Genomic DNA, 13,293 nt, shown 5'->3' with positions numbered 1-13,293 from the left:
CGACGGTAGCCGAGCGTGCCCGGCAGGGTCAGCCCAGATCGAAGACGTTCCGCAGGCCGAGACGGTAGCGCCACAGGTCGTGCCGTTTGGCGGACTCGACCTCCGGCGCCCGGTACAGCGGTCGGACCGTGCACCGGGCCGCCTGTGAACCGTCCCGGTCCAGCAGGGAGTTGACCGCGGCCCGGGCGGAGGCGTTCGCGCCCTCCATCGTCGCCAGGTCGATGTCGACGGCCACGTAGTCCCCGCTGAGGAAGAAGTTCGGGATACGGGTGCCCGCGCTCGGCCGGTTGTGGAAGGTGCCGGTCGGGTGGATCAGCAGCTCGTCCTCGTTGGTCGGGTGGGGGGTGCCCAGCCCGTCCACGCCCGGGTCCAGGAACCACGAGTGCAGTACGGAGTCGCTCAGCAGCGTCTTCCCGGTGTCGTTGAGGGAGGCCTTCAGCTGGGCCCACACCTCGCGCGCCACTTCCTCGCGGGTGCACTGCTTGGCCGTCTTCCCGTACAGGATCCCCGGCTTGTCCCACTCCGAGATGTCCACGGACAGGCAGTCCACGGCGGTGCCGTCGCCGTAGTCGGCGGGAAAGTTCCGGGCGGGCCAGTGCTCCGCCTGCTGGATCGCCGTCAACGACCAGGGAGAGTCGATGCAGTTGAGGTGGCCGTGGACCAGCGGGGCCCGTTCGGTCAGGTAGAACTGGATCCCGGTCATCCAGTCGGTCTTCAGTTTGTCGCAGCGCCCCAGCATCGGATCGGCGGCGCGCAGAGCGGCGCTCCAGGTCCGCCGCGCGTGCTCGACGGGCAGGGCCGAGACGTAGTGGTCGGCGGTGACGGTCTGCCGTGCGCCGGCCGGGTCCAGGACGGCGACCCCGCTCACCCGGCCGTTCCCGTACTGCACCTCCCGTACGGTCCAGCCGATCCTGAACTCCACCCCCAGCGTGCGCAGATGCGCCTCCCACGGGTCGATCCACGCCTCGTTGGTGGGCAGGTTGAGGATCCGGTCCGGCGGGCCGTCGGCGCCCCGGCCCAGCAGGTTGAAGACGAAGGCCTCGCCGAGGGTGCCCACCGTACGGGTGGAGGCCTCCTCCGCCTTGGTGGCGACGATGTTGCGGGTGACGCCGACGGCGAGGATCCGCTGGTACTCGCTCGACATCTGCGCCGCGCGGACGAAGTTCCACCAAGGGGTGTGCTCCCACACCTCGTTGCGCCGCTCGTCGCAGCTGGTGAGGAAGACGAGCGCGCGGTTCACGAAGTACGCCGTCTCGTGCGGCGGAAGCCGGACCAGCGACTGGAGGATGCCGGTGAGGGCGCGCCGCAGCTCTTCGGGGGTCAGCTCGGCGGGGGAGTGCTCCGGCCAGGGGATGGGCGCGCGCAGGTCCTCACGGCCGGCCGCCCGGGCGAACATCATCTCGCGCGGGGCGACGAGGTTGTCCCACACGCCGTTCGCGTTCCCCGGGAACGGGATGCGCCGCATCGTGTCGGGCAGGTTGTGGTAGATGCCCGGGATGAAGCGGAAGCCGTGCTCGGCGGGCAGTGGCCGGCGCCCGCCCCGTGCGCTGCCGGGCACGTCCATGCTCCGGGCCTTGCCGCCCAGGGCGCGGCGTTCGTACACGGTGACGGCGTAGCCGCGCTCGGCGAGTTCGTGCGCCGCGGTCAGCCCGGCCACCCCGCCGCCGAGGACGGCGACGCGCCGGCCGTCCGCCGCGCCTCCGGCTCCGCTTCCGGTGGCGGCTGCCGCCGGTGCTGCTGCCAGGCCCGCCGGCAAGGCGCCCCCGGCGGCCGCGGCCGCCGCGGTGCCGGCGATGAACGTACGTCTGGAACTGCCTGTGCTCACCATGGTGGTGCCGCCCCTTCGTCCCCTTGTTACCGCTGGTAACGGTCACGTCCGGCGCAGGAGCATAAGGGGGCCGGGTGGGGCGTGGAAGGCTTGGAAAGTACCCGGGCGCACTATGGCGCGAAAGGGTTGCTCCGGCGTGCACTGTGGGAACCTTGACTACACGTCACGGGCAAGGACGGGGAAAAGGAGCCGGTGGATGCCGAGTGAACCGCTGTCGCAGAAGGAGATCGAGGACCGGTTGCGGGAACTCCCCGGCTGGGCCTTCGAGAACGACCGGATCTTCCGTACCTACCGGCTGGGCACGCACTTCGCGGCGAGCGCCTTGGTGGCCCACATCGCCTCGGTCCAGGAGGAGTTGAACCACCACTCCGACCTGACGCTCGGCTACAACACGGTCCGGCTGTCCGTGAACAGCCACGACGCGGGCGGCGTGGTGACGGCCGACGACTTCGAACTCGCCGAGCGCGTCGAATCCCTCGCCCCCGCGCACGGCGCGAGCTGACGCCGGCAGCGCGGCCCCGGCCGGGGGAGGAAGAGCGCTGACGCGCGAAAGCCCCGCACCCGCGGAGCTTTCGCCTCGTCGGCCGCTGGGCGATGAGCCACCGGGCCGCTCAGAGCGGCTCCAGGCGCCACCACTGGGTCGGGGAGTCGGTGTCCTCGCCCTGCCGGGCGCGACCCTCCGGGTCCGTCTCCAGCGAGAGGCCGCTGATGCACGCGATCAGCGAGACCACGCCCGGTGCGTCCAGGTGTTCCTCGACGATCCACTCCTGCGCGCCGAAGGCGTTGGCCCGCCACACCTGCACCCGGGCACCGCTGTCCGTCGAGGCGTTCGCCACGTCGAGGCGGCGCTCGTTGTCCTCGCTCACCACGTGGAAGACGCCGCCGCCGCTGTGCACCGGCGAGATCCGCCACCGGCGGGCGGCCTCCGGCGCGGGCGGGCCGTCCGGGCCGACCCGCACCCGGGAGGCGCCCTCCAGCTGGAGCACCAGCCCACTGTCCACGTTGCGGATCCGGTAGACCCCCTCGGAAAGGTTCACGCGGCCCCCGCTCACGCGTCGAAGACGGCCGGGTCCGGACCGATCCGCCGGGCCGCCGGGCCCGTGCCCAGGGCGTCCAGCGCGGCGACGTCGGCGGCGTCCAGCTCGAAGCCGAAGACGTCCAGGTTCTCCCGGATGCGGTCCGGGGTCACGGACTTCGGGATCGCGACGTTGCCGTGCTGGACGTGCCAGCGCAGCACCACCTGCGCGGCGCTGCGGCCGTGCTTGGCGGCGATCTCCGTCACCGCCGGGAGCGTCAGCAGCTCCTTGCCCTGCCCCAGCGGGGACCAGGCTTCGGTGGCGATACCGCGCTCGGCGTGCACGGCGCGCAGTGCGGCCTGCGGGAACAGCGGGTGCAGCTCGATCTGGTTCACGGCCGGCACCAGCGCACTCGTCGACGCCAGCCGGTCCAGGTCCGCCGGGCGGAAGTTCGACACGCCGACCGCCCTGGCCCGGCCGCTCGCCGCGATCTCCTCGAAGGTCTGCCAGATGGAGAGGAAGTCGTCGCGCATCGGGCGCGGCCAGTGGATCAGGTACAGGTCGACGTGGTCGAGGCCCAGCTTGCCGAGCGAATCGTCGAAGGCGCGCAGCACCGCGTCCCGGTTCCAGGTCCGCTTCGGCCCGTTCCACAGCTTCGTGGTGACGAACAGCTCCTCGCGCGCCACCCCGGACGCGGCGAGGCCCCGGCCGGTGCCGGCCTCGTTGCCGTACACGGCCGCCGTGTCGATGCTGCGGTAGCCCGCCTCCAGCGCGGTCGCGACGGCCCGCTCCGCCTCCGCGTCCGGCACCTGCCAGACACCGAAGCCGAGCTGGGGCATGAGCGTGCCGTTGTTGAGCTTGACGGTGGGGGCCTGGTTCACGTCTGGTCGTTCCCTCGGGTCGATGGGCGGCGTCGTACGGGCGGCCGCGACCGGGCCGTCGTACGAGGGGCCACAACCGGCCCCCCGTACGACGTATTCCCGCCACCCCCGGACGGTTCACGCCGTCCCGAGGTACGCCTCCCGTACGAGCGGATCCGCCCGTACCCCGGCCGGCGGACCCTCCGCGAGCACCGCCCCGAGGTCCAGTACGACCACCCGTGCGCACAGGTCCATCACGAAGGCCACGTTGTGCTCGACCAGCAGCACCGCGCAGCCCTCCTCCCGTGCCAGGCGCCGGACGACCGCCGCGAGCTGCTCGCGCTCGGGGGCCGACATCCCCGAGGCCGGTTCGTCCAGCAGCAGCACCCGCGGCGGATCGGCCACCGCGCGGGCCAGTTCCACCATCCGGGCCTGCCCGACGGGCAGCCCGCCGGCGTACGTGGTCCCCAGCGCGCCGATCCCGCAGCCGGCCAGCACCCGCTCGCCCCGCTCCCGGCGCGTCCGTTCCCGGGACCGCCGGGCCGGGAAGGCGACCAGGTCGGCGGCGAGTCCGCCCCCGCCGCCCCGCCACTCCTGCGCGACGAGGAGGTTGTCGGCCACGCTGAGCTGCCCGAACAGCTGCTGGCGCTGAAAGGTCCGGCGCATTCCGTGCCGGGCCCGCCACACGGGGGAACGGCGGGTGATGTCCACCCCGTCCAGCAGGATCCGCCCCTGGTCGGGCCGCCGGATCCCGGACAGGACGTCGAACAGCGTGGTCTTCCCGGCCCCGTTCGGCCCGATCAGCCCGCACACCTCGCCCGCGCGGAGCCGGAAGTCCACCCCGGTCAGCGCCCGCACCCCGCCGAAGCGCACGCCGACGCCGCGGGCCTCCAGTACGCAGCCGCTCATGTCGCCATCCCCAGGTACGCCTCGGTGAGCCGGTCGGCCTGCACCTCGGCGCGCGGGCCGCACCAGGAAACCCGGCCCTGGGACAGGTACGCCACGGTGTCGGCGATTCCGAGGATCTCCGCCGCCTTCTCCTCCACCAGGAGCAGTGCGCTGCCGGCGTCGCGGAGTTCGGTGAGCAGCGCGTACACCTCCTCCACCACGCGCGGGGCGAGCCCGAGCGAGGGCTCGTCGGCGATCAGCACCTCGGGCGGGCGCTGCAGCAGCGGCGCCAGGGCCAGCATCTGCTGCTCCCCGCCGGACAGGGCCCCGGCGGCGACCCCGCGGCGTTCCGCGAGGCGCGGGAAGCGGTCGTAGACGGCGGCGCGGGCGGCAGGGTCCCGCAGGTACAGGGCCAAGTTCTCCTCGATGGTGAGGGCCGGGAAGATGCCCCGGCCTTCGGGGGCGAGCACGACTCCGGCCCGCGCCCGGCGCACGGCGCCGTCGCGGGTGGCGTCCCGCCCGTGTACGCGCACCTCGCCGCCGGTGACGGGCAGCAGCCCGGCGGCGACCCGGCACGCGGTGCTCTTCCCGGCCCCGTTGGGCCCGAGCACGGCGAGGATCTCCCCTTCCCGCACGGCGAGCTCGACCCCGTGCAGCACGAGCCCGCCGTCATACCCGGCGGTGATGCCGCGCAGCTCCAGGGCGGGCCCTGCGGGGCCGTTCCCCACCCCGCCCCTTCCCGAACTGGGCCTCCGCCCCAGACCCCGCTCCTCAAACGCCGGAGGGGCTGGATACTGGCTGATGCCGCCCGCCAGGTGCGGCTGGTGTGCCCGCAGGGCGAATCCAGCCTCGCCGGCGATTGAGGCGCGGGGGTCCGGGGGCGGAGCCCCCGACGGGTCCGGGGCGGAGCCCCCGGTTTCGGGAAGGGGCGGGGTGGGGGAGGGCCCCGCAGGGACCCGGGCCGCCCGTCGCCGGGCCAGCCGCACCGGCACGGCCGCGCAGTACCCGTCAGGGTCATTGGCCAAGGCCAGCCCCGCCAGGCCGAACAGGATCACCGGCAGATGCGCCGACGCCGTCACGTAGTCCGACAGCAGCCGCGGCGCAACGGCGAACACCAGCCCCGCCACCACCGCGTAGACCGGTCTCCGCACCCCGGCCGCCACCACCACCGCCAGCCACACCAGCCCCGTCATCGCCGTGAAGTCCGTCGCCGTGATCCGGGTGTTGAACGACGCGTACATCACGCCGCCGAACCCGGCCAGCCCCGCCGACAGGGTGAACAGCAGCAGCTTCGTCCGCAGCACGGACACCCCCGAGGCCATCGCCGCCGCGGGCGCCGACCGTACGGCCAGCATCGCCCGCCCCGACGGGGACCCCCGCAGCGCGCTCAGCCCGGCGGCCACCAGGGCGACCACGACCACCAGGGCCACCCCCAGCGCCCGGTCGTCGGACAGGTCCACCGGCCCGAACACCGGCCGCGGTACGGGCCATCCCGCATCCCCGTTCCGCAGCCACCGCAGCTGGAAGAGCACCTGGTCGGCCAGGAAGGCCAGCGCGAGGGTCGCCAGTGCCAGCGACCGCCCGCCCAGCCGCAGCGCCGGCAGGGCGGCCAGGGCCCCCAGTACGGCGGCCGCGCACGTCCCGACCGCCAGCGCGGCCGCGAACGGCCAGCCGCGGCTCATCAGCAGTCCGGCCACCAGCGCCGCGCCGGTCACGAAGGTGCCCTGGGCCAGCGAGACCATCGCCCCCAGCCCGGTCACCACGGTGAAGGACATGAACACCAGCCCGATGGCCAGCCCCTGCGCCAGCAGTCCGCTCCAGAACGGTGTGGTCACGGTGTAGAAGGCCACGCACAAGAGCCCGCCGCCCGCCGCCCACACCCCCCAGCGGCGCCCCCACGACGCCCCGGCCAGATGGTCCGGCGGCGGGGCGTCCACGGCCGCGATACCCGCCGTCCGCGCCCGGCGCGTCAGCACCAGCAGGCCCGCGAACAGGATCAGGAACGGCACCGCCGTACGGAAGCCGGTGATGCCCTCCGCGAAGGACGCGTACCCGGCCACCAGGTTCTGCAGGACCCCGAGGCCCAGCCCGCCCGCGAAGGCGAGCGGCACGGACGCGAACCGTCCGATGACCGCCGCCGTCGCCGAGACGAACAGGAACAGCGTGAAGTCGTGCGCGGACAGCCCCAGCAGCGGCGTCGCCAGCACGCCCGCCAGCCCGGCCAGCGCCGACGCGATCATCCAGGCCGCCGACGACAGCCGGTCGGCGCTGATCCCGCGCAGCTCGGTCAGTGAGCGGTTGTCGACGGCGGCCCGCAGCAGCAGCCCGAGCCGGGTGTGCCGCATCAGCACCCACAGGGCCACCGCCACCACCGCCGTCACCGCCCAGGTGATCAGCTGGTCGGAGTCGATGCCGACGCCGTCCGCGAGCTGCCATGACCTCGCCGGGCTCGGTCCGACCCCCGGCAGCCCGAACTGGTTCTCGGCGGGCTTCACGGGCGCGCCCGCGTCCGCCAGCAGCTCCACCACCCACAGCCCGGCCGCCGGCAGCGCCACCAGCAGTCCGATGGTCGCCACGATCTGCGCGGTCTCGCCGACCCGCGCGAGCCGCCGGAACATCAGCCGGTCCAGCCCCCAGCCGAGGCCGGGGGCCAGCACGCACACCACCAGCAGCGCCGCCGGGACGGCCGGCCAGCCCAGGCCCGAGTGCAGCTCGTAGAAGGTGAGCGCGCACAGGTAGGCGGTGGCCCCGTGCGCGAAGTTGAACAGCCCGGACGCCGAGTACGACAGCACCAGCCCGGTGGCGAGCAGTGCGTACAGGGCCCCGGAGACCAGGCCGCTCAGGACGAAGACGAGCAGATCTCCCATGCCGCGGCCCTACGTGAAGGGGATGGGCTCGTGGCACGTGAACGGGACGGAGACCTCGTACCTGCCGTTCTTCAGCTGTACGAGCGCCCCGCAGCCGAAGCTGTCCTTCTGCCCCTTGGGCTCCGCCCGGTCGCCCACGAGCGTGCCGGTGTCGGAGAAGCGCTGCGCGGCGGCCTGGAAGGACTCGACGGTCAGGTCCCTGCCCGCGGTCGTCGCGATGGACACGAAGAGATCGGCTGACATGTAGCCGGTCAACATGTGCATGCTGAGCGGCACGTCCTGCCCGCCCGCCGCGGCCTTGATGTCGGCCTTGAACCGGGCCATCTGCGGGTCGTCCGACTCGAAGGGCATGAACTGGAGCAGTACGTGCACCCCGTCGAGCGCCTGCCGGGTGGCGTCCTTGGCGAGCAGGCCCGGGTCGTAGTCGGTGGGGTCGGAGAGCAGCCCCTGGTAGCCGCCGCGCTTGAGCGCGGTGAACAGCCCGATGTTGTTGGGGGTCTGCATGACGGAGACCACCGCGTCCGGTGCCTTGCCCCCGTTGCTCCCCAGGATCTCCTTCACGTACGCCGACCAGTCGCTCGGCACGGCGGAGGCGGGCACGGAGGCCTTGGCGTAGGAGACCGTGAACCCGGCGCTGGCGAAGCCCTGCTGGAAGGTGCGGATGCCGAACTTGCCGGCGTCGCTGTCGTTGGCGATGATCGCGACGGACTTGCCCCGCGCCCCGCCGAGGAGTTGGCCGATGCCCTCGGGCCAGGTCTGGTTGAGGGTGCCGCCGGGGGTGGGGACCAGGCAGCCGTTGAAGCCGTAGATGTACTTGGGCCCGCAGAAGGACGGCAGGGTGCCCCAGCCGAAGGTGGGCACCTTCTCCTGCTCCAGGAAGTCGGCGCCCGAGAACGTCACCGAGCTCATGGGGGAAACGGCGAAGACCTTGTCCTGCTGGACGAGTTTGCGGGCGGCCGCCATGTTCTTCGCCGGGTCCTGGCCGTCGTCCTCCGCGCCGAGGTAGTCGATCGTGCGGCCGTTGACGCCTCCTTCGGCGTTGGCCCTCATGTACCGCGCCTTGGCGCCGAGGTCGGTGTCCTTCTTGCTGTAGCCGCTCGCGCTGGTCATCGACACGATGCCGCCGACCTTGATCGACCCGTCGGTCACGCCGCGGCGGTTCCCGGGCGCGTCCGCCCCGCCGCGGTCGTTGCCTTGGGTGGAGGCGGAGTTGCAGGCGGAGACGAGTGCGAGGGCCGCTGCCGCGGCGGCCAGGGTGCGGATCGGTCTCAGCATCTGGGGATCCCCCTCCGGTCGGAATCCCCGCATTCTGTGCGTGGCCTGACGGATCGTCAATATCGGTGGCGGAGGAATATGACGAACCGTCAGCATGGGCGGCGGGGGCCGCCCTACCGGGGAACCGGCCTGCTCACGACTGGTACAGGGCCGCGACCTCCATCGCGTACGCCTTCTCGATCGCCCGGCGCTTGAGTTTCAGCGAGGGGGTCAGCAGCCCCCGCTCCTCGCTGAACTGCTCGGGCAGGACCCGGAAGGTGCGGATCGCCTCCGCCTGCGAGACCAGGGTATTGGCGGCTACCACCGCCCGACGCACCTCCGCCGACAGGTCCGCGTCGTGCACCAGCTCCGCCGGGGGCCGCTGCGGCAGGCCGCGCATCGACAGCCAGTGCGCTATGCCCTCCGGGTCCAGGGTGATCAGTGCCGCGATGTACGGCCGGTCGTTGCCCACCAGGACGCACTGGGCCACCAGCGGATGCGACCGCACCCGCTCCTCCAGTGCGGCCGGCTGGACGCTCTTGCCGTTGGAGGTCACCAGGATCTCCTTCTTGCGGCCGGTGATGGTGAGGTAGCCGTCCTCGTCCAGCCGCCCCAGGTCCCCGGTCGCCAGCCAGCCGCCGCGCAGCACCTCCTGCGTGCCGCGGGGGTCTCCCAGGTACCCGGAGAAGATGTGCCCGCCGTGCAGCCAGACCTCCCCGTCGTCCGCGATGTGCACCGTGCCGCCCGGGATCGGCGGGCCCACCGTGCCGTACTTGGTCGCGCCGGGCGGGTTCGCCGTCGCCGCCGCGCAGGACTCGGTCAGCCCGTACCCCTCGAAGATCGTGATCCCGGCCCCGTCGAAGAACAGCCCGAGGCGGCGCGACATCGCGGACCCGCCCGACATCGCGTGCCGCACCCGGCCGCCCATCGCCTCGCGGACCTTCCCGTACACGAGCTTCTCGAAGAGCTGGTGCTCCATCCGCAGCCCGGCCGAGGGTCCCGGCCCGGTGCCGAAGGCCTTCTGCTCGCGCGCCTCCGCGTACCGCACGGCCGTTTCCACCGCCCGGTCGAAGGCGCCCGTACGCCCCTGCGCCTCCGCCGTGCGGCGGGCCGCCGCGAAGACCTTCTCGAAGACGTACGGGACGCCCAGCACGAACGTCGGCCGGAACGCGGCGAGGTCCGGGAGCAGCTCGGCGGCCGTCAGCACGGGCTGGTGTCCGAGTTTGACCCGCGACCGGATCGCGGCCACCTCCACCATCCGCCCGAAGACGTGCGCCAGCGGCAGGAAGAGCAGGGTGGACGGCTGCTCGCCCGGGCCGGCCTGGAAGACGGACTCCCAGCGGTTGACCATCGTGTCGGCCTCGAACATGAAATTGGCGTGCGTGAGCACGCACCCCTTGGGGCGCCCGGTGGTCCCCGAGGTGTAGATGACGGTCGCGACCGCGTCCGGGGTCACCGCCCCGCGATGCCGGTGCACGACGTCCTCGCTGACCCCGCGCCCGTCGGCGACGAGGGCGTCCACGGCCCCCGCGTCGAGCTGCCACAGCAGCCGCAGCCGGGGGAGCCGGTCGATGACCGAGCCCACCGTCATGGCCTGGTCCTCGTTCTCGACGACGCAGGCCGTGCACTCGGAGTCGTGCAGGATCCACTGCACCTGCTCGGCCGAGGAGGTCGGATACACGGGGACGGGCTGCGCGCCGATCGCCCACAGGGCGAAGTCGAAGAGGGTCCACTCGTACCGGGTACGGGACATGACGGCGACCCGGTCCCCGAACCGCACTCCCTGGGCCAGCAGCCCCTTGGCGAGCGCCAGCACCTCGGCGGCCAGCTGCCCGGAGGTCACGTCCTGCCAGACGCCGCCGGTCTTGCGCCCCAGGACCACCCGGCCCGGTTCCTCGCGCGCATGCCGGAAGACGGTGTCGGCCAGCCCGCCGACGGGCGCGCCCGTGACGACCGGTGGGACGGTGATCTCGCGCAAGGCCCCGCTCCTCTCCGTGCGGCGCGGCGACGCTATCCCACGCCGCACGGCAGTTGATCAGCCCGCGGATACCTCCACAAGACCTCCTCAGCGGTACGGGCGGGGGCGGGCCGAGGGGTCACGCCGTGCGGCTGAGGCGGTCCGCTCCCGAGAGGACGGCCGAGGCCAAGGCCTCGGCGGCGGCCGAGACCCGCGGGCCGCGCAGCAGTGCGAACTCCACCGAGCCGAGGTCGGGCAGGCCGCCGATCCGGACCAGCCCCGGCGGGATCAGACCCCGGGTGTGGGCCATCACGCCGAGCCCGGCGCGGGCCGCCGCGATCAGCCCGCTCAGGCTGCCGCTCGTGCAGGCGATCCGCCACGGCCGCCCCTCCCGCTCCAGCACCTCCAGGGCCCGGGCCCGGGTGATCCCCGGCGGCGGGAACACGATGAGCGGCACCGGGCGCTCCGGGTCCACCCGCAGCCCCTCCGCCCCGATCCACACCATCCGGTCCCGCCACACCAGGCGCCCCCGCTCGTCGCCCGGCCCGCGCCGCTTCGCCAGCACCAGGTCGAGGCGGCCCGCGTCCAGCCGCTCGTGCAGGGTCCCCGACAGTTCCACCGACAGCTCCAGGTCCACCTCGGGGTGCTCGTGCCGGAACCCCTCCAGGATCTCCGGCAGCCGCGTCAGCACGAAGTCCTCCGAAGCCCCGAACCGCAGCCGCCCCCGCAGCCGGGTCCCGGTGAAGAAGGCCGCCGCCCGTTCGTGCGCCTCGAGGATCGTGCGCGCGAAGCCCAGCAGCGCCTCCCCGTCCTCGGTCAGCTCGACGCTGTGCGTGTCCCGTACGAACAGCGGCCGGCCCGTCGCCTCCTCCAGCCGCCGCACGTGCTGGCTGACCGTGGACTGCCGTACGCCCAGCCGCCCGGCGGCCTGGGTGAAGCTGAGCGTCTGGGCCACCGTGAGGAACGTCCGCAGCTGAACGGGGTCGTACATCCCCCCATGCTATCCGCGCTCATCATGCTTCGTGATGACAGTGAGTACCGTGTACGGGTTTCCCGATCACCGTTCGCCGCTCCACCATGAGAGGAGACCACCCGAGACCCTCTCCCGACTCCCGACAGCAAGTGAGCACCCCGCAGATGCGCCGCCCGCACCTCCCCTCCTGGCTGCCCCTGGACCCGTATGTCCTGGCGCTGCTCGGCACCGTCGGCCTCGCCGCGCTGCTCCCGGCGCGCGGCGCGGCCGCCACCGTCGCCGGCGGCGCCTCCACCGCGGCCGTGGCCCTGCTCTTCTTCCTCTACGGCGCCCGGCTCTCCACCCGCGAAGCTCTCGAAGGGCTGCGCCACTGGCGGCTGCACCTCACCGTGCTCGCCTGCACCTTCCTCCTCTTCCCCCTCCTCGGCCTCGCCGCCCGGGTCCTGGTCCCCGGGGTGCTCACCCAGCCCCTCTACAGCGGCCTGCTCTTCCTCTGCCTGGTCCCCTCGACCATCCAGTCCTCCATCGCCTTCACCTCGATCGCCCGCGGCAACGTCCCCGCCGCGATCTGCGCCGGCTCCTTCTCCAGCCTCGCCGGCATCCTCCTCACCCCCCTCCTCGCCGCCGCCCTGCTCGGCGGCGACGCGGGCGGCTTCTCCGCGGACTCCCTGCTCAAGATCGTCCTCCAGCTCCTCCTGCCCTTCCTCCTCGGGCAGTTCCTGCGCCGCTGGATCGGCGGCTTCCTCGTACGCCACCGGCCGGTCCTCGGCCGCGTCGACCGCGGCTCGATCCTGCTCGTCGTCTACACCGCCTTCAGCGCGGGCATGGTCGCCGGGATCTGGCACCAGGTCAGCCTCCCGCGCCTGGCCGCCCTGCTGCTGGTGGAGGCCGTACTCCTCGCCGTCATGCTCCTCGTCAGCTGGTACGGCGCGAAGCGCCTCGGGTTCGGCCGCGCGGACCGCATCGCCATCCAGTTCGCCGGGTCGAAGAAGAGCCTCGCCGCCGGACTGCCCATGGCCAGCGTGCTGTTCGGGGCGCAGGCGAGCCTCGCCGTGCTCCCGCTGATGCTGTTCCACCAGATGCAGCTGATGGTCTGCGCGGTCCTCGCCCGCCGCCGCGCACAGGACCCGGAGGATCCCGAACCCGCCGCCGACCGTGTGGCAGAGGTCTCCCCTCCGTCCCAACAGGCCACCGGTCAGGCCCGATAACGTTCGGTGGTGACCTGGATACGCCCGAACGGTGCCCACGCCGAACGCCCCTGCACCCTGGTGGTCTGCCGCGGCTGCTGCTGCGGCGACCCCCGCAAGAACCCCGGCTCCGACCACGCCGGCCAGCTCGCCCGGCTGCGCGAGGCCGCGGCCGCCTCGGAGGGCCGCCTCGCCGTCCGTACGAGCGACTGCCTGGGACCCTGCGCCCAGGCCAACGTCATCGTGGTGCAGCCCACCACCGAGGCCCGGCGCCGCGGAGCACGCGCGGCCTGGTTCGGCTGGGCGCTGGACGACACCGCCACCGACGAGATCATCGCCTGGGCCGCAGCGGGCGGTCCCGGCACCACCCCGGTCCCGCCGGCCCTGGACCTCCACCGCATCGACCCGCCGGCCCCGGCCCCGCCCGCCCGCACCACCCGCCGCAGCCGCCGCGGGCGTTGAG

Annotated in this window: 11 protein-coding genes; 3 read left to right on the top strand and 8 right to left on the bottom strand. The window is 73.3% G+C overall.

Going from position 1 to position 13,293, the window contains the following annotated elements:
• Positions 1 to 28: 28 nt before the first annotated feature.
• Complete coding sequence (locus ACZ6I1_RS10900) at positions 29 to 1,828, bottom strand: hydroxysqualene dehydroxylase (protein ID WP_469285516.1); 1,800 nt, start codon at positions 1,826 to 1,828, stop codon at positions 29 to 31.
• 196 nt (positions 1,829 to 2,024) lie between these two features.
• On the opposite strand from ACZ6I1_RS10900, the gene ACZ6I1_RS10895 reads away from it, so the two are divergent.
• On the top strand, positions 2,025 to 2,330 hold the full coding sequence (locus ACZ6I1_RS10895) for a 4a-hydroxytetrahydrobiopterin dehydratase (RefSeq protein WP_469285514.1): 306 nt from the start codon (positions 2,025 to 2,027) through the stop codon (positions 2,328 to 2,330).
• Between the two features lie 109 nt (positions 2,331 to 2,439).
• Here the strand turns inward: ACZ6I1_RS10895 and ACZ6I1_RS10890 are convergent, their stop codons facing one another.
• From ACZ6I1_RS10890 to ACZ6I1_RS10860, 7 genes are all read right to left on the bottom strand, one after another.
• Entirely contained in the window at positions 2,440 to 2,865 is a 426-nt protein-coding gene (locus tag ACZ6I1_RS10890) for an RICIN domain-containing protein (RefSeq protein ID WP_469285512.1), read from the bottom strand.
• An 11-nt stretch (positions 2,866 to 2,876) separates the two neighbouring features.
• On the bottom strand, positions 2,877 to 3,725 hold the full coding sequence (locus tag ACZ6I1_RS10885; protein WP_469285511.1) for an aldo/keto reductase: 849 nt from the start codon (positions 3,723 to 3,725) through the stop codon (positions 2,877 to 2,879).
• Positions 3,726 to 3,842: 117 nt separating this feature from the next.
• Positions 3,843 to 4,613, bottom strand: a complete 771-nt coding sequence (locus ACZ6I1_RS10880) for an ABC transporter ATP-binding protein (protein ID WP_469285509.1) — start codon at positions 4,611 to 4,613, stop codon at positions 3,843 to 3,845.
• Positions 4,610 to 7,459: an ABC transporter permease subunit gene (locus tag ACZ6I1_RS10875; protein ID WP_469285508.1), complete on the bottom strand. Its 2,850-nt coding sequence runs from the start codon at positions 7,457 to 7,459 to the stop codon at positions 4,610 to 4,612. The genes ACZ6I1_RS10880 and ACZ6I1_RS10875 overlap by 4 nt, the downstream gene beginning before the upstream one ends.
• 9 nt (positions 7,460 to 7,468) lie before the next feature.
• A complete protein-coding gene (locus ACZ6I1_RS10870; RefSeq protein ID WP_469285506.1) occupies positions 7,469 to 8,734 on the bottom strand; it encodes an ABC transporter substrate-binding protein in 1,266 nt (421 codons plus the stop codon).
• A gap of 133 nt (positions 8,735 to 8,867) precedes the next feature.
• Entirely contained in the window at positions 8,868 to 10,691 is a 1,824-nt protein-coding gene (locus ACZ6I1_RS10865; protein ID WP_469285504.1) for an AMP-dependent synthetase/ligase, read from the bottom strand.
• Positions 10,692 to 10,809: 118 nt separating this feature from the next.
• Positions 10,810 to 11,661, bottom strand: a complete 852-nt coding sequence (locus ACZ6I1_RS10860; protein WP_469285502.1) for a LysR substrate-binding domain-containing protein — start codon at positions 11,659 to 11,661, stop codon at positions 10,810 to 10,812.
• 146 nt (positions 11,662 to 11,807) lie between these two features.
• Here ACZ6I1_RS10860 and ACZ6I1_RS10855 point away from each other — a divergent pair, with 146 nt between their 5' ends.
• Both ACZ6I1_RS10855 and ACZ6I1_RS10850 read left to right on the top strand, forming a co-directional pair.
• A complete protein-coding gene (locus ACZ6I1_RS10855) occupies positions 11,808 to 12,851 on the top strand; it encodes a bile acid:sodium symporter family protein (RefSeq protein ID WP_469285864.1) in 1,044 nt (347 codons plus the stop codon).
• Between the two features lie 9 nt (positions 12,852 to 12,860).
• On the top strand, positions 12,861 to 13,292 hold the full coding sequence (locus ACZ6I1_RS10850; RefSeq protein WP_469285500.1) for a (2Fe-2S) ferredoxin domain-containing protein: 432 nt from the start codon (positions 12,861 to 12,863) through the stop codon (positions 13,290 to 13,292).
• Position 13,293 lies beyond the last annotated feature (1 nt).

Source organism: Streptomyces sp. NPDC046303, from assembly GCF_055588085.1.
The sequence above is the reverse complement of the archived record's forward strand: the minus strand, read 5'-3'. Positions and strand labels throughout refer to the sequence as shown.

Coding starts and splice junctions, on each gene's coding strand:
- ACZ6I1_RS10900 (WP_469285516.1), bottom strand. CDS start 1,828: ATGGTGAGCACAGGCAGTTCCAGACGTACGTTCATCGCCGGCACCGCG.
- ACZ6I1_RS10895 (WP_469285514.1), top strand. CDS start 2,025: ATGCCGAGTGAACCGCTGTCGCAGAAGGAGATCGAGGACCGGTTGCGG.
- ACZ6I1_RS10880 (WP_469285509.1), bottom strand. CDS start 4,613: ATGAGCGGCTGCGTACTGGAGGCCCGCGGCGTCGGCGTGCGCTTCGGC.
- ACZ6I1_RS10875 (WP_469285508.1), bottom strand. CDS start 7,459: ATGGGAGATCTGCTCGTCTTCGTCCTGAGCGGCCTGGTCTCCGGGGCC.
- ACZ6I1_RS10870 (WP_469285506.1), bottom strand. CDS start 8,734: ATGCTGAGACCGATCCGCACCCTGGCCGCCGCGGCAGCGGCCCTCGCA.
- ACZ6I1_RS10860 (WP_469285502.1), bottom strand. CDS start 11,661: ATGTACGACCCCGTTCAGCTGCGGACGTTCCTCACGGTGGCCCAGACG.
- ACZ6I1_RS10855 (WP_469285864.1), top strand. CDS start 11,808: ATGCGCCGCCCGCACCTCCCCTCCTGGCTGCCCCTGGACCCGTATGTC.